This window comes from Streptococcus sp. KHUD_015, assembly GCF_051106265.1.
Classification (GTDB): domain Bacteria; phylum Bacillota; class Bacilli; order Lactobacillales; family Streptococcaceae; genus Streptococcus.
This window is the reverse complement of sequence record NZ_CP193665.1, coordinates 453,805-474,227: the sequence shown is the minus strand read 5'-3', so window position 1 is coordinate 474,227 and position 20,423 is coordinate 453,805. Positions and strand designations below refer to the sequence as shown.

Below are 20,423 nucleotides of genomic sequence, written 5' to 3'. Positions count from 1 at the left end.
CACAAAATACGAGTTATAAAGCGTATTCAAGGGTAAAGAACAAAGTTCATATACTAAATTCCTTTACTGAGTTTTTGTCTTTTGTACTAGGGCTTCTGTCATTTTCCAAAAAACTTTATCTTAAACTTACTAATAAAAATTTAAAAAATAAAAAGCCTACTTCGCAGTAGACTTAGTAATGATCTTTAAAAGACAAGAAAGCCACGCTATCTCCATCCATCATATAAATCAAGCGATTTTCTGCGTCGATACGACGTGACCAGGCTCCTTGGTAGTCATACTTGAGTGGTTCTGGCTTACCTATTCCTGTAAAGGGATCACGTTGAATATCCTTGATTAGTTTATTGATTCTTTTCAACGTTTTCTTGTCCTGAGTTTGCCAGTAGCAATAATCTGCCCAGGCATCTTCTGTAAACTTGAGCAGCATTCCTCACTCCTCAATAACATGGACTTGAGTGCTTCCAGCACGGACTTGAGCCATTCCTCGCAAAACCTTGTCTGATAACTCCTTATTTTGAGCGATTCTCAGAGTTTCTTGAATACTATCCCACTCGCTCTTTGAAAGAACTACAATGTCCTCGTTTGGATTTTTATTGACCACCGTCAAAGGCTCAAATTCATCATTTACCTTTTTCATGTAGTCTTTTAAATGATTTCGGAATGTTGAGTAAAGAACTGCTTCCATAACCATACCTCGTTTTACCTCTTTTCCACTATTATACACGAAAAGAAAGAAATTGTCAGGAACTTGTACAAGATTTTCTTTTCTATCTATTTATTCGTAAAAAATCTCAAAAAGTCCACCTTTCAGTAGACTTAGTTCTTTTCTATTCTTATCGGCACTCTTCCAAAATTCTGTTCTGCTATACTTGGGTGTCCTAGTTGGTAAATCTGGTCTGCCTTTTGAGTCATGGCATCCCAAGGTTCTTTGCCAATTCGGCTGACTAGATTAACCTGCCCTTTCAGAGACTTGAGATGCTGTCTACCTTTTTCGGTAAAGCCAAGGACATGGATGCCTTCTGGCAAGTCGCTTTCTCTGGCCTGCACCAAGATATAGGTCAAGAGGCGTCTGACACGCGCCTTGGTATAACGCTTGGTCACAACTGCCTCGACCAATTCTTCAACAGACTGGGCTATCTTGATGGCATCCTTGATACGCACTGCCATTTCTTGATTGACCTGATAGATGGTCGTTAGGTCTGGATTTGACAAAATTTGATAGCAGAGCAAGGGAAAATAGTCATCCCAGCTCACCTTACTGGCTTGCTCAAAGAGAGCAACAGAAGGCATAAAGCGTTCTAAGAAATCTTGGTCTGATTGATGCTGGCGGAGAGCTGTTGCAGATGCAAAGTCCACATCCTTGTCCACAGAATGATAACCCGCTCCCTGACGCTGAATCGGATGCATTTTGATGTTGCATCCTGCAACCGCCTTGGCATAGGCCAGAGCAAGGACATGATTGGGCGTATTGCCTGAAAAATCAAGACCTGCAAATTCCTTCCACATGGCTTGGGTTTTCTGAGGGTAGGAGAATGAATCAGGTAGATTGTCCACAAAATTCTCCATCTCGGTACCTTTCTCTGTGTATAAGTCAGCAATTTTTTGATAATCCAGAACTTCCTCCGTCCCGAAAGCTAGAGTATCAATCCCCAAGCGAGCCAAGATATCCACAGCTCCCTGTCCAAAGAAATCTGCTGCCTGAACACTGACTAAAAAGGGCAATTCCACTACCAGATCCGCTCCATTTTCCAGCGCCATCTGAGCCCTTGTCCACTTGTCCACGATAGCAGGTTCTCCACGCTGCATGAAATTTCCTGACATGGCAACGATTTTCAATCCCTCTGCTTGATCCAGCAAGTATTTGTGCCCATTATGAAAAGGATTGAACTCTGCGATAATACCTGTGATGGTCATGATGTTCTCCTACTTCTGCGCGACAAAAAACCAACGGGCGCTGGTTTCTGTTGGTTCCTTGTCCTCAAAGTCGGCATAGAGTTTGAATGACTTGAAACCAGCCTGTTCCAGTAAAATATCATAGGTCAGAACCTCATAAGTCCGCTCCTCATGCACTTCATCGTGGCGACTAAAGGAACCGTCAGACTCCTTTACAAAGAAAGTCAACTCATGCACGATGGAGTGAGGTGCTGCATCCTCATAAGTATCCCAGAGCATTGCAAAATCTTCTGCATTTTCATGGTAAGAATAGCCTGGAAAAACTTCATCTGTCTGGTAGGTCGAGTGCACATCAAAGATGAAAACTCCGTCTTCGTTGAGGACATTATAGACTTCTTTAAAAACGTCCCCTACTTCCACCTCATCCTGCATGTAGCAGATTGAGTCCGAATAACACGTGACAAAGTCGTATTGACCTTCCTTAGACAAATCCAGCATATTGCCTTCCATAAAATCAATCTTTTGTTTGGCTGAAGAAGCTCTCTTCTCGGCAATCTTCAACATATCCCCACTCAAGTCAAGTCCAGTCACATCAAAACCAGCCTGAGAGAAGCGCACCGATTGAATTCCTGTCCCACAAGCCAATTCTAAGAGCTTCTTTCTCTCCTTAGTCTTAGGCAAATGACGAAGCGAAAAATCCGTCCATTTGTCGTATAAACTATCGTCCATGACTGCATCATAGACCGCCGCAAAGGTTTCATAAGTTGCCATAATCATGATACCAAGAGCTTCCATGGCAAACACCACTTGCCCTATACCTTTCTATCACATTCCTTTTAAAAATAAGCAAATAAAACCCAGTTGACTACAACTGAGTTCATCTTCTAAGCAAGAGCTTCTGAAATATCTACTGAATCCGCCTCATGCCATAGTTTTTCTAGGTTATAGTGGGCACGCATTTCTTCTGAGAAGATATGCACTACGACAGCACCGAGGTCCAGCAAGACCCAGCCTCCAGCTGCATCGCCTTCAACATGGCTACCTTTAAAGCCTGATTGAGCTACTTTTTCACGGATATTATCAGCGATAGCATCCAACTGACGGCTATTCATCGAACTAGTAATAACAAAGTAATCCGTCACGCTAGTTAAATCTTGTACATCAAGTGCGAGGATATCCTCCGCACGTTTCTCATCCGCCGCTTTCACGACTAGTTCTAGTAATTCTTTTTCGTTCATTTAGTCCTCTTTCTAGAAAATATGTTTGTAATCTAGGACATCTGCAAAGCGCTCCTCCCAAATGTCCTCATAAAATTCATTAATCGTTTCTGCTGGAATATCATCCCCATCAAACGTTGTGCAAGTTCCTTCTGGAATAATAAGCTGATAGCCATATTCAAAGGCAACCTTGACAGAGGTATCCACACAATATTCTGTCTGCATGCCACATAAAACTAATTTTTCAATCCCCTGTTTATCCAAGTATTCTTTTAAGCCAGTTTCTTTGAAAATACTATTATACTTCTTCTGAAAGACCTTTTCATCAGGTTTTCGATTTAAAAGCGCAGATAACTGCCAATCTTCTGATGTTTGGGCTTCAGGATTCTCAATATGTTGAACATAGATAATTTCGATATTCTTACTTCTAGCATGGTTTTGTAAATAAGAAATTTTTTCCAATAGACTATTTGTCTGAAAACCGGTTTCCACTAAAATATTCTGAACATCAATGATTATAAAAGCCGTCTTCATTTAGTCCTCTTCCAAATATAGTGCACAAAGGCGTTATAGGTTTCAAGGGTTTGGGGATAGATGGGGAATCTCTGATGAGCTAGATGCTCCACGGTTCGAGCTGTTTCGTAGGCCACCGCCTTATTGAGCGATAAACTTGCTATCTCACGCGCCACATCCACTCCTGGAAAGGCACGATTGTGCTCGATATAGTCTGCGACGTAGATGACTTTATCTAGGTCTGTCATCTGACCAGCCCCAACTGTATGGATTTCAATAGCTCGTATAATTTCAGAATCATGCAAATCCAAGTCTTCTTGAATCTTGTAAATTCCGACCATACCATGCCAGACATTATTGCCCCAGTTTTTGAGATCAGGGTCTAGCTGGTAACGGTCAATCAAGTTTAGAAATTCCTGATCTGACAGCTTCTTGGCATAGTCGTGGAGAAGACCGGCTAGTCCTGCTTTCTCAGTATCAACTCCAAATCGCTGAGCCAATTCTATGGCTGCACGCTCCACACCCAAACAATGGGTTAAGCGTTTTTCAGGTAGAAGCTCTGCCATTTTTTCCAACAAAACCTCACGGGAGCAGTTGATATAGTCTTGATAGGCCATCAGTAGAGCCCCTCCTTCTCGATGTAGTCTAGCACCGGCTGAGGCAGGAGAAAGTTGGGTTTCCGACCTTGGACAATGAAGTCACGCACCATGCTGGACGAGATATCCATGAGAGGCACATCCACCCAGATAACAGGATAGGAAGTCCCTGCCTTGTAGCGTGGGCGCTGAACCCCCACAAACTGAACCATGTCAACCAATTCATCAATTCGGTACCACTTAGGCAGATAGTCTACCATATCAGCGCCAATAATGAAGTAATAATCCGTGTCTGGATTCTTCTCAGTTAGAAGCTTCATGGTGTCGTAGGTATAGGAAATGCCCTTGCGCTCCAACTCGATGGTTTCAATGGCTAAGCCTTCAATCCCCTCAATCGCCAATTCAAGCATCTTGAGACGATGGTGTTCAGGGATGGTTTCTTTTTTATCTACGTGAGGAGGTTGGTATTCAGGCATGAGCAAGACCTGGTCCAGTCCCAACTGCTGGCGTACTTGATCAGCAACAATGAGATGGGCATTGTGAACAGGGTTAAAATTCCCCCCTAAAATCCCGACTTGTTTGCGTTTTTTCTCCTTGATTTCTGGCTCCAACTCTACCTTGGTAAAGGGAGTCAATAGTTCGATTGCCATAGGCTAGTCTCCTTTATTTCTCTGTAAAAACAGTTGTTTGGAGTAGGTTTTTTAGATTTCTTTGACTTTTTTAGAAATCTTGCGATTTTCTTTCTTGCTAGATTGTTTAAACAAAATCAAGATCCGTCCGATTTTTTGGACTGTATCCACACCGATTTCTTCTTCCAAAATTTCAGCTACTTCGTGGATATTTTCATCGGTGTTTTGCAAAAGAGTCACCTTAATCAATTCGCGGGCATCAAGAGCCTGACGGACACTGGTTTTGATTTGGTCGTTGAGTCCATTTTTTCCGATTTGGATGATGGGTTTGAGGGTGTGTGCCTGGCTGTTGAGGAAGGCACGTTGTTTTGATGTTAATGACATAATTTTCTTCCTTGTTTTTTGATAGTTATTTTAGGTGGTGAGGGACGGTCGGAACTAATTTTCCAAAGATCTCATCTTTGAAAAATGGATTTCCTAACCTCACAATTGAGCCTTGGTCTCAATTGTGCCCCTTGCCAATCTATCGATTGGCCAGACACCACAGCAATAACTATCTTTTTATGAGCTCACTTTGTTCGCTCAGTGATTTTATTTTAAATAATTGCTTTTCGTGTGACGACTGCGACGCCTTCTGGTGCCCAGACGGCGACTTTGGCTGTGCCTGTTACGCGGATCCAGCCGAGTCCTGAGATGACTAGGTCTGTCTTCTCCTTAATGTTAAATACATGCTGGACTAATTTTGGAAAATCTTCTTTTTCCTTGCTATTTGGTGGGGTTAAAAGGGTTCCGACATGCTTGTCATAGAAAGCACCAGCGCCTTCAAGCTTGGTACGGTGGAATTTGAGTTCATTGTCAAAGAAGGCTGTGAATCCTTGCTTTTCACCCGCAATGAAGTCAAAGCGTCCGAGACCACCTAAAAATAGGGTTTGTTCAGGATTAAGCTGATAGGTTTTAGGCTTGATTTCCTTTTTAGGGCTGACATACTTGAGGTTTTTTGCTGTCAAGTAGTGAGCCATCTGATGACGGTGGATAATCCCCGGTGTATCGTAGATGTAAGATCCATCATCGAGCGGAATCTCAATCTTATCCAAGGTTGTTCCCGGGAAACGAGAAGTTGTGATGACGTTCTGGTCACCTGTAATTTCTTGGATAATAGCATTGATGAGAGTTGATTTACCTACGTTAGTCACCCCAACCACATAAACATTACGGCCCTTTCGGTAGTGCTCAATCTTGTCAATCACTTCCTTAATGGCATGTTTGTTTTGTGCCGAAGTTAGGACGACATCAACAGGACGGAGACCTTCTTCATGGGCACGTTCCATAAGCCATTGGCTAATCTTACCAGCCTTAACAGACTTGGGCAGAATATCTTTTTTATTTCCAACCAAGAGGACATCATTGCCCGAGACGAAACGTGGCAAGCCTGGGATGACGGAGCCATTAAAGTCAAAGATATCAATGACATTGACCACCAAGGCATCACTGTCTCCTACCTCGTGCAAAAGCTTGAGGAAATCATCGTCTGTCAACTGAACATCCGTGATCTCATTATAGTGGCGGAGACGGAAACAGCGTTGGCAATAGACTTCGCCAGTCTCCAAGCCTTTTTCAAGTGCCGACTGGGGAGTAAATCCAAGACCAGACTTGTCTGTCGTCTGAATGGTTGCTCCACAACCAATACAGAGAATTTCTTCCATAGTTAAATTCCTTTTTTATATGTAATCGGTCCGTACTTTTCAGTGATTTTTCGCATGACACGGCGCTCACGAGCTCGGTTAATCTGCGTTTTGATCGAATCATGTTGGACCAAGGGTTTGACTAAAATCGAGCGAATGCCTGCACGGTGGGCTGCTCGTATATCTGTCATGAGTTGGTCGCCGACCATGACCACTTCCTTTTTCTCATAGTGGAATTCCTTCATGGCACGGTCTATCCCAAATGTGAAGGGTTTCAGAGCCCAATAAACGTAGTCAATCCCAAATTTCTCAACTGCGCGTTGGACGCGTTTTTTGGTGTTATTTGAGACCACGATGATGCGAATGCCCGCGTCCCGAAGATCATGTAGCCATTGCTTCATCTCTGGCGTCCCGTCAGGGTTGTTCCAAGCAATGAGGGTATTGTCCAAATCGACCAAAACAGCCTTGATTCCCTGCGCCTGCAGGCTTGGGATTGTCAGATCATAGACTGCTTCCACAGCAAAGTCTGGCATGTAGTTTTCAATCACCATTTTGGCTCCTTTTCTTTTATTTTCTAGTAATTTTCTTCAGCCATTGAGATAAGGCCACCCATAAAATCAAGCTAGTCACTAAGATATAAATCCAAGCATTTGGCTCTTCTGTAAATGGTAGAGGAACATTCATTCCGAAGAAACCTGTAATAACCGCAAGTACTGCTAGTAAGACGGAGATAATAGTCAAAATTGACAAACTATCATTCAAGTTATTGTTTAGGATGTTGTTGTAAGAAGCTGAGAGTTGTTGCAAGACTTGAGAAATCAAGTCTGTCATAGACACCAACTGATGGGCTTCAATCATGGCATCATCAAACTGCTCTCGTTCGACATCATTAAATCTCCGATAAAGAGCATGGCCCTGGATATGTTCCAAGAGGAGTCGATTTTGTTTTGCTGCTGCTGTCAAGTAAACCATACCAGTCTCCAAGTCAGAGAGGGCGAAGAGATTTTTTTTTGTTGTAGTTTGACGTAGCAAGGCACTAATTTCGTCCTTACTTTTATCCATCTCTTCAATGACAGGATAATAAGCGTTACTGATAATCTCTAAACCAGCAAAGAGAAACTTGTAAATAGAAAGCGACTCATGGCTATCCAGATAAGCTGACATCTGATCAATGACATAAGCATTCTTATGGTTGCTGATGGTAATCATTCGTTGTCTTTCGACGATAAAGGTCATGGGAATCGCTTCATAATATTCTTTGTCTTTTTCTAAATCAAGAACATTATAAATAAAGGTTACCGTCTCCGTTTCACGGTTATAATCCATATGAGCTCGTTCATTTCTATCCAGAGCATACTCAATGGTTTCCTTGTCCAATCCATAGATGTCAGAAAGATCTTCCATATTTTTAATCTTATCCACATCAAGGTCTATCCAGGTACAACCATTGCCCAACTGCTTTTCTAAAACCATCTTTTCTCCTTTATTAAACTCTTTCTATTGTACCACAAATTACTTAAAATAACAGGTCTAGTCTGTGCGTGAGAAATTGCTGACGACGGTGATATTCCGATTGGGAACGAAGTGCAGAACCTGATCTTCTCCTCTGAGTTGCGTTGTTCGAATGCCGACACTGACAACCTTGCCCGATACGGTAATAGGACCATTTGTCAGAACGACCTCATCTCCCACATCCAGTTGACGCTCAAAAAGGATGAAAAAGCCATTGATGACATCAGACAGAAAGCCTTGGGCTCCCATCCCAATAGCCACCCCAGCAATCCCAGCACCTGCCAGCAAACTCGAAACTGGCAAACCTAAAATCGACAAAATGCAGTAGAGTAAAAAGAAATAAAGGGTATAATTAAACATATTTTCTAACAGACGTGAGATGGTTTTCTGACGTCCGACATCATGACGAGACATTTTTAGAGAAGGTTTAACAATTCTCTGCACCATGGTATGGAGCAATTTTTTAGCTATATAGAAGAGTAAAAATAAGAATAAAAGAGAAAGTAACTTGGTTAAGATATTCTCGATAATCGCTGTAACATCAAGCTTATTGAGATAGGTTTGAATAAATTCTTGCATAGAAAACTCCTTTCATTTATTATACCATATTTTCATCAGTCTCATTCTCCATAAATATTCAAAAATAATTTCAAAAATAGACAGAAAATTCTTGATTTTAGTTCATATTTATACTATAATCATAAACATTACACAACAAAGGAGATTGTTATGAAAAAATTCATTCAAGCTTGGAATAAGGCAAGCCTGATCAAACGTATTTTGATTGGCATGCTTGTCGGAGGAATCCTTGGACTGACATTTCCTACTGTTTCAGGAATTGGTCTACTCGGAGATCTCTTTGTTGGTGGTCTCAAAGCCATCGCACCGATTCTAGTCTTTGCCCTCGTTGCCAATGCCCTTTCCCAACATCACAAGGGACAAGATAGCAATATGAAAACGGTTATCTTCCTTTATTTAGTGGGAACCTTTGCAGCGGCACTTGTTGCTGTCCTAGCAAGCTTCATTGTCCCTGTTGAGATTACCTTGAATAGTGCCAATACAGAAATTGCACCACCAGATGGAATTGGCCAGGTTCTCAGCAACCTCTTGCTCAAACTGGTTGACAATCCAGTCAATGCCCTCATTACTGCTAACTACATCGGTATCCTATCTTGGGCAGTTGTTTTCGGTATTGCCATGAGAGAGGCAAGTAAAAACAGTAAAGAATTGCTGAAAACCATGGCTGATGTGACTTCTAAGATTGTCGAATGGATCATTAACCTAGCTCCATTTGGAATCCTTGGCCTTGTCTTTAAAACCATTTCTGATAAGGGAATCGGAAGTCTAGCTAACTATGGAATCTTGCTTGCCCTCTTGGTGACAACCATGTTCTTTGTGGCCCTAGTAGTCAATCCATTGATTGCCTTTCTCTTTATGAAGAGAAATCCTTATCCCCTCGTTTGGAAATGTTTGCGTGTCAGCGGTGTAACAGCCTTCTTCACTCGTAGTTCTGCGGCGAACATCCCTGTCAACATGAAACTCTGTCATGACCTTGGACTCAACCCAGATACCTATTCTGTTTCTATCCCACTTGGTTCTACTATCAACATGGCCGGAGCAGCCATTACTATTAACGTTTTGACCCTTGCTGCAGTAAATACTCTTGGAATCCCTGTTGACTTCGCCACAGCCTTTGTCCTTAGTGTAGTTGCCGCAATCTCAGCCTGTGGTGCTTCTGGTATTGCCGGAGGGTCCCTCCTTCTTATCCCAGTTGCTTGTAGCCTTTTCGGTATTTCTAACGATATTGCCATGCAAGTTGTTGGGGTTGGATTTGTGATTGGGGTCATCCAAGACTCATGTGAAACAGCCCTCAACTCTTCTACTGACGTCCTCTTTACTGCCGTTGCCGAATACGCAGCAGCCCGTAAAAAATAACTCACAAAGACAAGCCTGCTCAGGTCTTGTCTTTTCCGCTTTCATTCTAACTTACTAGGAAATCCATATGTCTATTAGCCAACGTACGACCAAGCTCATCTTAGCTACCTGTCTTGCCTGCCTTCTTGCTTATTTTCTCAATCTCTCCTCAGCAGTTTCAGCTGGAATCATCGCCCTCTTGAGCCTATCTGATACCCGTAGAAGTACCTTAAAATTGGCCCGCAATCGCCTCTTTTCCATGCTTCTAGCTTTGGTTATCGGAGTTCTGGCTTTTCACTTGAGCGGATTTCATATCTGGAGCCTTGGCCTCTATCTAGCCCTTTATGTGCCTCTAGCCTACAAGATGGGCTGGGAAATTGGCATCACCCCAAGTAGCGTTTTGGTTAGCCATCTCTTGGTGCAAAAATCAACCTCTCCAGACCTTCTAGTCAATGAATTCCTTCTCTTTGCTATTGGTACAGGATTTGCCTTACTTGTCAATCTCTACATGCCTTCACGAGAAGAGGAAATCCAGCACTACCACACATTAGTAGAAGAAAAGTTAAAAGATATTCTCCAACGCTTTAAATATTATTTATCCAGAGGGGATGGACGCAACCGAGCACAGCTGGTGGAAGAATTGGACACCCTTTTGGAAGAAGCCCTCAAACTGGTCTATCTAGATCACTCTGACCACCTCTTTCACCAGACCGACTACCATATCCACTACTTTGAGATGAGACAACGACAAAGTCGTATCCTGCGAAATATGGCCCAGCAAATCAACACCTGTCACCTAGCTGCCAGTGAAAGCCTGATTTTGGCTCAGCTCTTTTCACAAATTGCAGGTCAACTGAGCCAGACCAATCCTGCTTCTGATTTACTAGATGAAATCGAACGCTATCTGGAAGTCTTTCGCAACCGCAGTCTGCCCAAGACAAGAGAAGAATTTGAAACTCGCGCCACACTCCTCCAACTCCTACGTGAAGCCAAAACCTTCATCCAAGTAAAAGTTGACTTTTACCAAAAATATGGACAGTAATACTCTTCGAAAATCTCTTCAAACTACGTCAGCTTCCATCTGCAACCTCAAAACAGTATTTTGAGCTGACTTCGTCAGTCTTATCTACAACCTCAAAACTGTGTTTTGAGCAGCCTGCGGCTAGCTTCCTAGTTTGCTCTTTGAGTTTCATTGAGTATAAAAAAGAAAACTTCAGATCAATCACAAAAGGTGAATATCTGAAGTTTTCTTTTATTTGTAAGTTATCACCATAAAGGTTAACAGTAAAACGAATAAGGCCAAACTCACCAATAAAGTGAGAACCTTTACCAGGGTGTTGCTCTGCCAGTAACTTGGTTTACCAATATTACTAGTCGCATCCATTGAAAATAATTGATTTTGACGTGGTTGTATGGTTATCAGTACAATCAAAGCGAGAGATAGGACAATAGCGAAAACAATCAGTATGTCAATCATAGGCCTACCTCAAAATTCCCAGCAAAGTAAAGAGCAAACCAATCAGAATCATCAAACCCAGTAAGAGTGAAAAAGTCTTACTAATCTTTTCCCCTCGGGTTTCTTTTTCCTTTTTGATAGGTTTTTGTTTCAACTCTTCCATGCGACCTTCAACGTCTTTGTAAAATAAATCTTCGTCTGACATGTTAGCCTCCTAAAACAGTTTGCATGGTTTCCTGATATCGTACCAAGTCAACATAGTTTGCATGTTGACCTTGTTTTCCAAGTGCCTGACGCATTTGATCAACATCTGAAAGAGCCAGTTTAATGGTCTCAACCAAAGCAGAAACTTCACTACTTTCAAATAGATGGTCAGGAGCGATATAGAGTCTATTGTGCACTGTCTGATTAAATCCAAGAATCAAGAGATTGTGCTCAAAGGCCTGACGTACTGCCTGTAGCAACTCATTGCTGTGATTGATATCCAAATAAATATCCGACAATTGATAGAGCTCCTGAATCTTCTGTGGACTAGCGTTCTGGTAAAGGACCACATTAGGATAACGAAGCATATCTAAAAGCTTAGAAGACATCTCTGTCACCGCTGCGATACGGAAAGTAACATCAGGCAAGGATTCTACGATTGCTTCTACTTGCTCAATCTGATCTGAGTTGGTCAAGATTAAGGCATCTCGTCTTAGGAAATTATCACGTTTAAACTGGTAATGATAACCCAAGTGCACAAACCGATCATGGTATTTTTCATCAGCCAACTCTAAAGCACGTTCATAAGTCGCCTTGTTTGGAATGATAATCTTCTTAGTACGCACATCATCACTCTCTAAAATCAACTGCATATTGCCTGGAATAGCATCATAGAGAGGTTCCTGCCAAACCAAAACATCTGAGCCAGACTTATCTGGATGATGGAAGGAAACCAAGAAAGGAGTCGCTAGAGTATTAAAGATAAGCTGACTGGTATCTATTTCCAAATCTTGCAAAAAGAAGGTAATAAATTCAACCTTATTTGCAAAGTAACGAATGGACTGACTAGGTAAGGTCAATAAGATATCGCCTGTCACATGGTTTTCAAGTAAAACCTCCTGGCCATTGACATCTTGGTAAACCGTCATGATCGGCTCACTATCAGCACTATAGGTCGTTATAGCAAAGCAAGCTCCGAAGCTATTATAATGATCAACCTGACGTACTCTTCCTTCCAAGTCTTTCCAATCTACTTGTTTAACCAAGCGAGCCTGCATTCCATCAGCATAATGAATAACGGCTCTCTCCTGTGTCATATCTTCAATACGAGCAGACTGATTATTTCCTGAAATTTCCCAAAAAGCTGGAACAGGGACTTGGTTAAAATAGAGAGGTTTCCCCTTTTCATATCCTAGATAATAAGTAAAAGGAGAGACCAGACCATCAGGCAGAAAACCATCTGCATCGATGACTACTCCAAGTTGAGAAAGACCAGTAGCGACTAGACTTTCATGTAAATCTCGACTTTCCTGACTGTAACGATCATAAAGTTCAATCATGGAGCACCTCCTCTACTGTTTTCTTCCACTTTTCTAAAATTTCTTCGGTTAAGAAGCCTTCTGCAATTTGATAAGAATGGGCACGCATGGCTTCCAAACGATTTTCTTGATACAGTTGGCAAATCTTAGCTGCATAAGCTTGCTTGATTTGATCTTCTACATGGTCAGATGAACTTGGAATCAAATAACCATTTTGCCCATCCTCTATAAAAGTCTGATTACCATAAGGCACATCAAAACCAATTAGAGGAAGGCCTGAACCAATAGCTTCCATCAAGGTCAAACCAAAGCCTTCGCTGGTTGAAGCAGTCAAGTAGACCTCATACTGACTATAAATCTGCGAAAGTTCAGCATGTCCTTTGAGTTGGATATAGTCCTCTGCCTGATGAGTTGCAATAATTTCTCTGAGCAGAGAATCTTCTCCGCCACTACCATAAATATCAAAAGTTAATTCAGGAATTTCCTTACGAGCCTCAATGACTGCCTTGACCAACCAGTCAATGTGTTTTTCTTTAGCAAGACGTGAAGCCGTAATCAATGAAAAGGACTTACGTCCCTGACTTGACTCAGTTAATGCATCAATACTTCCTACAGGAATGGTAACAATCTTTGGTTGGTACTGGGTGTATTTGGCAAATTGCTCTTGTAGAACTTCTCTCTGTCTATCAGTGGATACGATAAAGAAATCAACCTTATCTGCATTGGTAAACTGGTAGTCGTAATAGTTGTTCCAAAGGATATAGTCCTCGTTTGTAGCATTTTCACTATAATGCTCCGCATGAACAACTACCGCTAGATGTGCTGTCTGTACTTCCTCAAAAACAACCTGTCCAATGCCTGTCTCCCTATCAAGAATAACCAAATCAGACTTGTTCAAATTCAAAGATTTCATAAAGGCACGCATAAAGGCTTGCTTCCCATAGAAAATCTTATCCTTGAAACGATAAACTTCTTCCTTCCCTTGATTCATCAAAATATCATAGGCTGGAGTTCCATCTTCATTATAGAAAGTTCTTTGGTATAGGACTGCAACATTGTCCTTGGGAGCAAAATACTCGCTACAATAACGCGTATAAGAAAAGTAATCCTTGCGAATCAGTTTTCCTTTAAAAACATACTCTGCGTGTTGAACCAAGTCCTTATTCTCATCCACCAAATAACAGGTAACAAACTTATCTTGATCAGAAAAGAAGACACGTAAAACCTTGCCATTCTTTTCTCTACGACTTTCAATGCCACCAAAGTAAGCCAAGACATCATCCACTATCACGCTAGTAGGTGCAATCTTGATATCTGTAAAGTGGTTGTAAAGCCAGATCACTTGATCATCATCAAAACCAATATTGGCTGTTAAGTGCTGAATATTATCGGCTAAAATCATATCTGTAAAGATAAACTTAGAGGACAGATTTAATTTCCGAAAAACACCAGCACGATAGGCTTGGGCGTATTCAACACCGCTACTGGCCCAGCCGATTCCTAAATTTATATTGTAAATTGTCATATTGTCCCCTTTTTATGGAAAATAAGCCATAATTTCCCCATCAAGTGAAATGTCTACTCGACTCAATAAAAGATTTCGAACCATATCCTTCTTGACTTGCCTTTTCATTTCTTCGAATCCATGATAGGCTTCTTGGTAATACTCGACAATAGGATTCTTTTGAGCAGCTGACTGTCCACCAATCGCTAGACTCAGTTGTTGAAGGTAGTCCACCTGCTCTACCCAATTATCATCTATTGCTTTTAGCAATGCTAAACGCTGAAAATCTGAAAAGAAGTCATGAGTTTCCAGAAGCGTTCGTTTCTCTTGTAGACTCTTTTGAATGGTTGTCTCCAGAACTAGCTTGATTGCATCCTTATCCGTCAGATCTAACTCTCGCGGAACTGCATGGTAAAGAAAACTGATATTTTTAACGATAAAATGATAGAGTTCTTCTCTACTTTCAAAGGGTTCTTCTGCCAAGCTTTTTCTTACGAACTCATCCAGAACATCTACAACAAAACCATCAAGATCCTCGGTTCCATCAATCAAACGATTTCTTTGACTATAGACCATCTCTCTTTGGATATTCATACTCTCAGCATACTCTAAGGTTTGCCTTCTTGATGATCTAGCAGCGCTATCGCTTGCCTTCTGCGCTTTTTCTACTAATTTTCGATAGCGTCTTCCTTCTAAAAATTCTGGGCTTATCTGTTTATTTACGGTATAGTCCTTATACATCTTATGGACCCAAGAAGGACCAAACTTCTTGATCACATCATCTTCCAGTGACACAAAGAATTTTGATAGCCCAGGATCTCCCTGTCGCCCAGAACGTCCTCTAATTTGTAAGTCAATACGCTTACTATCCATCCGTTCTGTACCAATGACAACTAGACCGCCAAGTTCAGCAACTCCTGGACCAAGTTTAATATCAGTCCCACGACCGGCCATAGAAGTCGCAACTGTCACAGCTCCCATACGACCTGACTCTGCAATCATCTGAGCTTCACGCGCTGCATTATGGGCATTTAAAACGTTATGAGCAATTCCTTCTCGTAATAATAGAGAGGAGTAGAGTTCCGACATTTCTACTGATCCAACAAAAATCAATAAAGGATTTCCCTTTGCATGATAATATTTAATCTCAGCAAGCGATGCATACACTTTTTCAGGTAGGGTAACATAGAGATTATCTGGATAATCGATTCGCTGTTTCTTACGATTAGTAGGAATTTGAATCACTGACATGCCATAAGTTTCTAAAAACTCTTTCTCTGCAACCTTTCCTGTCCCAGTCATCCCAGAGATTTTTTTAAACTTTTTAAATAAGCTCTGGTAGGTAATGGAGGCCATCGCCCGTGTTTCTTCAGACAAGGGAACATGCTCCTTTGCCTCAATGGCTTGGTGTAAACCACCCTGTAATTTAGTCATTTCTAATAAACGACCTGTACTTTGATCTATCAATACGAGTTCTTCGTCCTTCTCGCCCTTACGGATGATATAGTCTTTATCCCGTTTAAATAAGGTATGAGCTCGTAGAGCAAAGGTCAAGTGTCTTGCTAGTACACTATGCTCTTTTGAATAGAGGTTATCAATACCTAAAAAGCTCTCCGCTGTTTTAGCACCCTTAGTAGTAAGCCAGACTTCTTTTTTTTCTTCTTTGAAGATATAGTCCTGACCCTCAACTAGAGTTGTCATCAAGGTGTCAATAATTCCATAAAAATTGGACTGTACCCTGGGTGAACCTGAAATGACCAAGGGAGTTTGAGCACTATCCAGTAAAACAGAGTCCACTTCATCTACGATAACAAAGTTAAATTCCGGCATGTACTTTTTATCGTCACTAGAGGCTAGATTATCAATCAAGTAGTCAAAACCAAGACCACTGTTTGTCGTATAAACAATATCAGCACTATAAATTTCCCGCTTATCTTCAGGAGTTAACTCTTCATCCTCGTCTTCAGAAAAAGGAATACGAATGGTCAAACCTAGGAACTCATAGACCTGTCCCATCTCCTCTGCATCACGCTTGGCAAGATAGTCATTTGTAGTCACTAGCATAACACCTTGCCCTGATAAAGCATTGAGATAGACTGGCATCGTAGCGGTCAGAGTTTTCCCCTCGCCCGTATTCATCTCCGCAACATTCCCTTGGTGGATGACAATTCCCCCCATGACCTGTACATCGTAGGGAAACATTCCTAAGATTCGTTTATCAGCCTCTCTGACAACTGCAAAAGCTTCTACCAGAAGATCATCTAAACTTTCTCCAGCAGCCAATCTCTCTTTAAATTCTTGAGTTTTTCCTGCTAATTCATCATCTGTTAGCGAGGCCATCTCATCTTTTTTTAGATTGATTTGATGCAAGATTTTTTTCACCTTGCTCAACTGTCTATTATTTTTCCACATCTTGTTCAGAATAGTCCTCTTCTATTGAAAATGAATGAAAGTCAACTGATTGAAAGCCTGCGCTCAACAGTTGTACTTTGTAATGATAGGCGTCTTCAGGATAAGTAAAGGTGAAATCAAAGTTTTTTTCTATTACTTGACCAACCTGCCTATCATAACGATCCATAAAAATGAGTCTAAAATATAAACCATTTTGAGGTTGAACAGTCATCTGACTCGTCAAACGATAAGAATGCCCCTTTTTTAAAAGAGGTAATGTTGGGGTTAAGCGGTTCCCTTGAAAGTTAAAACTTGAGGTCCACTCATGAATCATCGTACCAGAATTCACCATAGTATTCTCCAGATAAACATGGTCTCTTGAATGATAGAGGACAATAGAACCATACAAAAATGTATTTTGCCTACCATCCCCTGAACTTCCTCCTTTAAACTCTCCCCAGTATATTTCTTTATTCCATTTGAACATCATTAAAACTTTCTCCCAAAATCCTGCTCTAAAATCATCTTATAAAAATTCTTGAACCACGCAGTACTGGTACTACTATCATCATTGTGGCGTCCTGAAGTTCCTTTTGACATAATACGGGCACCCGTATGATAAAGGGACTCTACTAAGTCATCATAGGCACATGGATCATAGTCCTCGTCTTTCATATAAGAGAGTCCAAAGATTGTTTGACTAAAATCTGCCTGTTTAAAAGGAGTCCAAAAACGATCATCCAAGGATCTCATAGCATCTATACTAGCATCCCCTCTAGAATGATGGCGTAAGATATCAAAGGCGGTTGGGAAAAGTCCAGGTGCCTCAAGTCTGCCTCTCTCTGCTATCAAGCCCAAATTGGTCAAGGGTTTTGAAACAATCACAGCTTTAGGTTCAAAGAAAGAGCTGTAATACATAGCACCATAGGTCCCCATGGACATACCCGAAAGGATCAATTCCTTATTGGAAAATCCTAATAAATCCAGATGTTCTTGAATGACATTTCGAACACCATTCTCAAGACAGTCATCACCCAAGTAGAAGGCTCCTCCATCTATCCGAGGATCTTGAAAAAGAATGAAAGGCGTACCAAGAGATCTCATCATTCCGAAACCTTCAAATCCTTCGGCTCGTCGATAACCAGAGAAATAGATATTCAAAGGTGGCTTAAAGTCTCCTGGATAGAAAAAGTAATTGATTTCCTCACGCTTTTCATTATGAATGATTCCCCCACCAAGAACATATTTACCAAATTGGTAGCGCGTCAAACGCTGGTGAAGAGCTCCTATTTTCAGACATCCTGCTCCTCGGGCTTCTAAAGAGATACTGATGAATGAAGAAAAGTCATCATCCAGTACAAGGGCAGACTCCATATCTTCAACTGTGAAAACTCGTTCTTTAACAAAGTTAGCAGTGGAGCCATCTTGGATATTTCGAACAATCAGACGAATATCACAAGTCCATTCTTTCTCATATTCGAGCCAAAGTTCGACTGGGTTAAATTCGCTAGCTCGGATATTATACTTCCAGCTGATTAAGGGGCGGAAGTCGTCGCCGTACTTTCCTAGGAGTTCTAGATTTTCATAACCGTTATATCGAACCTTTCCCGTAAAAGCAGGATTGACGATCATATCAATTGGAACTAACTTATCTCCATACTGCCCTCTAAACAGGGCCTTAGATAGGAGTCTCAAAAGTTCTACTGGATTTGAAAAATCTGTTGCTTGAGCGCAAGTTTTTTTCAAAAAATCTTGAACATCTTTTGATTGAGGCTCAGCTGTATCAGGGTAGAAAATCGTATAAGGAGTGATCTTTCTCATCAACGGAATCAAATCCGATAAATGCTCAGGATTTTCAATCAAAACAGCTGAAAAAGTTCTTAGGCCTTCCATTTTCATGACCTTCTTTATGGCAGTCGTTGATTTTGGCCAAAAGAAGTGCCACTCCATATTTTCAGGAAGATCATAGATATGGCTCCAGTTTCTGCTACCTATCTGCAAAATCTGTAATTTATTGCTCACTTTTTGCCTCCTCTAACCATTTTTCCCACTTGTCTACAAATTGATCACCCGTATTTTGTCGAATCTTATCAATTGAGTAAATTAAGGCTTGATTCCAATGTTTCAGGGTATCTAAAAAGTAGTGCCCAGCTTTACTAAACTCTGATAAATCCGATAGAATATACCCATTTTGTAAGTGAGTCACATATTCTGATTCTTGTAGATTGATTTGAGGAATTCCTGCACTAATCCCTGCAATCTGTGTGTAAATATTAGCGACTGGATTCAAATCAACAATTAAACGAGTATACTCTAGCTCACGAATTAAGCCCATCTCATCATTTAGATTGATAATCTTAAAGCGGTAATCATCCTTGGTATTTTCTTCTAATGTATTTTCTGCATCAGATACCACAGAATCCTTTAACAAATCTCTTGGGTTAAGACGTTCAAGAATGAGCGAATCGAGTTGCTCCTGTAAAGCTTCAATTTGATAACCTTCTGCATTGAATACTGAAAAAACAACCTCTGTCAAGGGATTTTTCGAAACGAAATGCATGATTTCATACAAAATTTCTGGATCTTGTTGCATCTGTATATCTAATTGGACATAAATTTTTGATTCCTTTAATCGTTGGCTAACCCCTAATTTTAAGCGCGTATCAAATGACGGTAAATGATGCATTTTAGAAGTAAATTGGGGATAGACCTCTTGTAATTGCTCAAGAAAATCTTTCCGATCACTAATCAACAATCTAGATTGTTCTACTACTTGGCGATGAGTTTGTAAATCATCTGCTTGATTTCTTTCAATAAAGAAACTTATAATTTTAGGAGCTTCTTTTGGTAATTTTTCTAACAATTGATCTTGAAACTTGGTATTAGCTGCCAAAACAAATGAATCTCCAACTTGATAGTCTTGATTTAAAAATTTTGTTAAGAATTCCCAAATGACTTCATCTATACTGTCATAAACTAATTTTCCAAAACGATAGCCTACTGCTGGGTTTACCTTCACAATTGGCTCTTCTCCCTGCAAATTTTCCCTCAGTTGCCACTGGCCTTTTGCATTATAATAATAACGAGTAACTGGTTTTTGATCCTCATACTCTATAAGACTAGATAAAAAGCCTCGATCATCAAAATAGCAAATAAAATCAACTTGGTCATCCTTAAAGTAAGTGATGTAGCTGATAAAGCCTTCTGAACCATATTCAATTTCAGCATAGAGTTCCCCTTGTTGCTTAACTACAACTACAAAAGGAGTATAGATAAAGTCACAGTCTTCATCCCATGCTAAATCCTTTAATTGTAAAGGATGCATCTCCTCAGCTTCAATATTTTGAATAGCGTCAAAAACAGAAAAAACTTCCGACTCCAATAGATCTTGTCTGTGTAACAAATAGCGTAGATGAGGATGATAAGTCAACCATAGCATCTTAGATTCTAATTCTTGGCGTTTAAAGATACGAATTTGGTGTAAGATATCATCAAATTCTAAGCGATAAGGAGTTCTATACCAAGGCACAATACTAGCTTGCCAAGATGGATTGTTACGCTCCAAAAAAGGAATGAAATAATACATAGTTTCT

General features: G+C 40.7%; 24 protein-coding genes. 2 read left to right on the top strand and 22 right to left on the bottom strand.

Annotated features, from left to right (window positions below):
• Nucleotides 1–172: 172 nt before the first annotated feature.
• From ACORHU_RS02255 to ACORHU_RS02195, 13 genes are all read right to left on the bottom strand, one after another.
• Nucleotides 173–427, bottom strand: a complete 255-nt coding sequence (locus tag ACORHU_RS02255) for a Txe/YoeB family addiction module toxin (RefSeq protein ID WP_000924730.1) — start codon at nt 425–427, stop codon at nt 173–175.
• Nucleotides 428–430: 3 nt separating this feature from the next.
• On the bottom strand, nt 431–685 hold the full coding sequence (locus ACORHU_RS02250; RefSeq protein ID WP_180375037.1) for a type II toxin-antitoxin system Phd/YefM family antitoxin: 255 nt from the start codon (nt 683–685) through the stop codon (nt 431–433).
• A gap of 131 nt (nt 686–816) precedes the next feature.
• The gene (locus ACORHU_RS02245) at nt 817–1,914 is read right to left on the bottom strand and encodes a nucleotidyltransferase (protein WP_434364664.1); all 1,098 of its coding nucleotides are present in this window, start codon (nt 1,912–1,914) and stop codon (nt 817–819) included.
• A 9-nt stretch (nt 1,915–1,923) separates the two neighbouring features.
• Nucleotides 1,924–2,664 carry a class I SAM-dependent DNA methyltransferase gene (locus tag ACORHU_RS02240; protein WP_434365147.1) on the bottom strand — a complete coding sequence of 247 codons (741 nt, stop codon included), beginning with the start codon at nt 2,662–2,664 and terminating at the stop codon, nt 1,924–1,926.
• Between the two features lie 113 nt (nt 2,665–2,777).
• Nucleotides 2,778–3,131 carry a ribosome silencing factor gene (rsfS, locus tag ACORHU_RS02235; RefSeq protein WP_414367174.1) on the bottom strand — a complete coding sequence of 118 codons (354 nt, stop codon included), beginning with the start codon at nt 3,129–3,131 and terminating at the stop codon, nt 2,778–2,780.
• Nucleotides 3,132–3,143: 12 nt separating this feature from the next.
• Nucleotides 3,144–3,644, bottom strand: coding sequence for a cysteine hydrolase family protein (locus tag ACORHU_RS02230; RefSeq protein ID WP_049534149.1), 501 nt, complete (start codon nt 3,642–3,644; stop codon nt 3,144–3,146).
• On the bottom strand, nt 3,641–4,240 hold the full coding sequence (gene yqeK, locus ACORHU_RS02225; RefSeq protein WP_434364663.1) for a bis(5'-nucleosyl)-tetraphosphatase (symmetrical) YqeK: 600 nt from the start codon (nt 4,238–4,240) through the stop codon (nt 3,641–3,643). The genes ACORHU_RS02230 and yqeK overlap by 4 nt, the downstream gene beginning before the upstream one ends.
• On the bottom strand, nt 4,240–4,869 hold the full coding sequence (locus ACORHU_RS02220) for a nicotinate-nucleotide adenylyltransferase (protein WP_261067758.1): 630 nt from the start codon (nt 4,867–4,869) through the stop codon (nt 4,240–4,242). Before ACORHU_RS02220 ends, yqeK begins: the two co-directional genes overlap by 1 nt.
• 51 nt (nt 4,870–4,920) lie before the next feature.
• Nucleotides 4,921–5,232, bottom strand: a complete 312-nt coding sequence (yhbY, locus tag ACORHU_RS02215) for a ribosome assembly RNA-binding protein YhbY (protein WP_000060169.1) — start codon at nt 5,230–5,232, stop codon at nt 4,921–4,923.
• A 212-nt stretch (nt 5,233–5,444) separates the two neighbouring features.
• Entirely contained in the window at nt 5,445–6,551 is a 1,107-nt protein-coding gene (yqeH, locus tag ACORHU_RS02210; RefSeq protein ID WP_434364662.1) for a ribosome biogenesis GTPase YqeH, read from the bottom strand.
• Nucleotides 6,552–6,553: 2 nt separating this feature from the next.
• A complete protein-coding gene (locus tag ACORHU_RS02205; RefSeq protein WP_434364661.1) occupies nt 6,554–7,081 on the bottom strand; it encodes a YqeG family HAD IIIA-type phosphatase in 528 nt (175 codons plus the stop codon).
• A 16-nt stretch (nt 7,082–7,097) separates the two neighbouring features.
• On the bottom strand, nt 7,098–8,003 hold the full coding sequence (locus ACORHU_RS02200; protein WP_434364660.1) for a magnesium transporter CorA family protein: 906 nt from the start codon (nt 8,001–8,003) through the stop codon (nt 7,098–7,100).
• A gap of 57 nt (nt 8,004–8,060) precedes the next feature.
• Nucleotides 8,061–8,621, bottom strand: a complete 561-nt coding sequence (locus ACORHU_RS02195; RefSeq protein WP_001154853.1) for a mechanosensitive ion channel family protein — start codon at nt 8,619–8,621, stop codon at nt 8,061–8,063.
• A 150-nt stretch (nt 8,622–8,771) separates the two neighbouring features.
• Between ACORHU_RS02195 and sstT the strand changes: the two genes are divergently transcribed.
• Nucleotides 8,772–9,977 carry a serine/threonine transporter SstT gene (gene sstT / locus ACORHU_RS02190; RefSeq protein ID WP_434364659.1) on the top strand — a complete coding sequence of 402 codons (1,206 nt, stop codon included), beginning with the start codon at nt 8,772–8,774 and terminating at the stop codon, nt 9,975–9,977.
• Between the two features lie 67 nt (nt 9,978–10,044).
• Complete coding sequence (locus ACORHU_RS02185; protein ID WP_153196806.1) at nt 10,045–10,998, top strand: FUSC family protein; 954 nt, start codon at nt 10,045–10,047, stop codon at nt 10,996–10,998.
• Nucleotides 10,999–11,026: 28 nt separating this feature from the next.
• On the opposite strand, the gene ACORHU_RS02180 is transcribed toward ACORHU_RS02185, so the two are convergent.
• From ACORHU_RS02180 to asp1, 9 genes are read right to left on the bottom strand one after another with little or no spacing between them, the layout of a single operon-like run.
• Nucleotides 11,027–11,149: a hypothetical protein gene (locus ACORHU_RS02180; protein WP_434364658.1), complete on the bottom strand. Its 123-nt coding sequence runs from the start codon at nt 11,147–11,149 to the stop codon at nt 11,027–11,029.
• A 59-nt stretch (nt 11,150–11,208) separates the two neighbouring features.
• Nucleotides 11,209–11,433, bottom strand: coding sequence for an accessory Sec system protein Asp5 (gene asp5 / locus ACORHU_RS02175; RefSeq protein WP_414337829.1), 225 nt, complete (start codon nt 11,431–11,433; stop codon nt 11,209–11,211).
• Between the two features lie 4 nt (nt 11,434–11,437).
• Nucleotides 11,438–11,617, bottom strand: coding sequence for an accessory Sec system protein Asp4 (gene asp4, locus ACORHU_RS02170; RefSeq protein WP_001278708.1), 180 nt, complete (start codon nt 11,615–11,617; stop codon nt 11,438–11,440).
• Between the two features lies 1 nt (nt 11,618).
• The gene (gene gtfB / locus ACORHU_RS02165) at nt 11,619–12,956 is read right to left on the bottom strand and encodes an accessory Sec system glycosylation chaperone GtfB (protein ID WP_414337827.1); all 1,338 of its coding nucleotides are present in this window, start codon (nt 12,954–12,956) and stop codon (nt 11,619–11,621) included.
• On the bottom strand, nt 12,949–14,460 hold the full coding sequence (gtfA, locus tag ACORHU_RS02160; RefSeq protein WP_434364657.1) for an accessory Sec system glycosyltransferase GtfA: 1,512 nt from the start codon (nt 14,458–14,460) through the stop codon (nt 12,949–12,951). The genes gtfB and gtfA overlap by 8 nt, the downstream gene beginning before the upstream one ends.
• Before the next feature lie 12 nt (nt 14,461–14,472).
• On the bottom strand, nt 14,473–16,851 hold the full coding sequence (secA2, locus tag ACORHU_RS02155) for an accessory Sec system translocase SecA2 (protein WP_434364656.1): 2,379 nt from the start codon (nt 16,849–16,851) through the stop codon (nt 14,473–14,475).
• The gene (gene asp3 / locus ACORHU_RS02150) at nt 16,838–17,320 is read right to left on the bottom strand and encodes an accessory Sec system protein Asp3 (RefSeq protein WP_000971358.1); all 483 of its coding nucleotides are present in this window, start codon (nt 17,318–17,320) and stop codon (nt 16,838–16,840) included. Before asp3 ends, secA2 begins: the two co-directional genes overlap by 14 nt.
• Nucleotides 17,320–18,852 carry an accessory Sec system protein Asp2 gene (gene asp2, locus ACORHU_RS02145; protein ID WP_434364655.1) on the bottom strand — a complete coding sequence of 511 codons (1,533 nt, stop codon included), beginning with the start codon at nt 18,850–18,852 and terminating at the stop codon, nt 17,320–17,322. The genes asp3 and asp2 overlap by 1 nt, the downstream gene beginning before the upstream one ends.
• Nucleotides 18,842–20,416, bottom strand: a complete 1,575-nt coding sequence (gene asp1 / locus ACORHU_RS02140) for an accessory Sec system protein Asp1 (RefSeq protein WP_000291172.1) — start codon at nt 20,414–20,416, stop codon at nt 18,842–18,844. The genes asp2 and asp1 overlap by 11 nt, the downstream gene beginning before the upstream one ends.
• Nucleotides 20,417–20,423 lie beyond the last annotated feature (7 nt).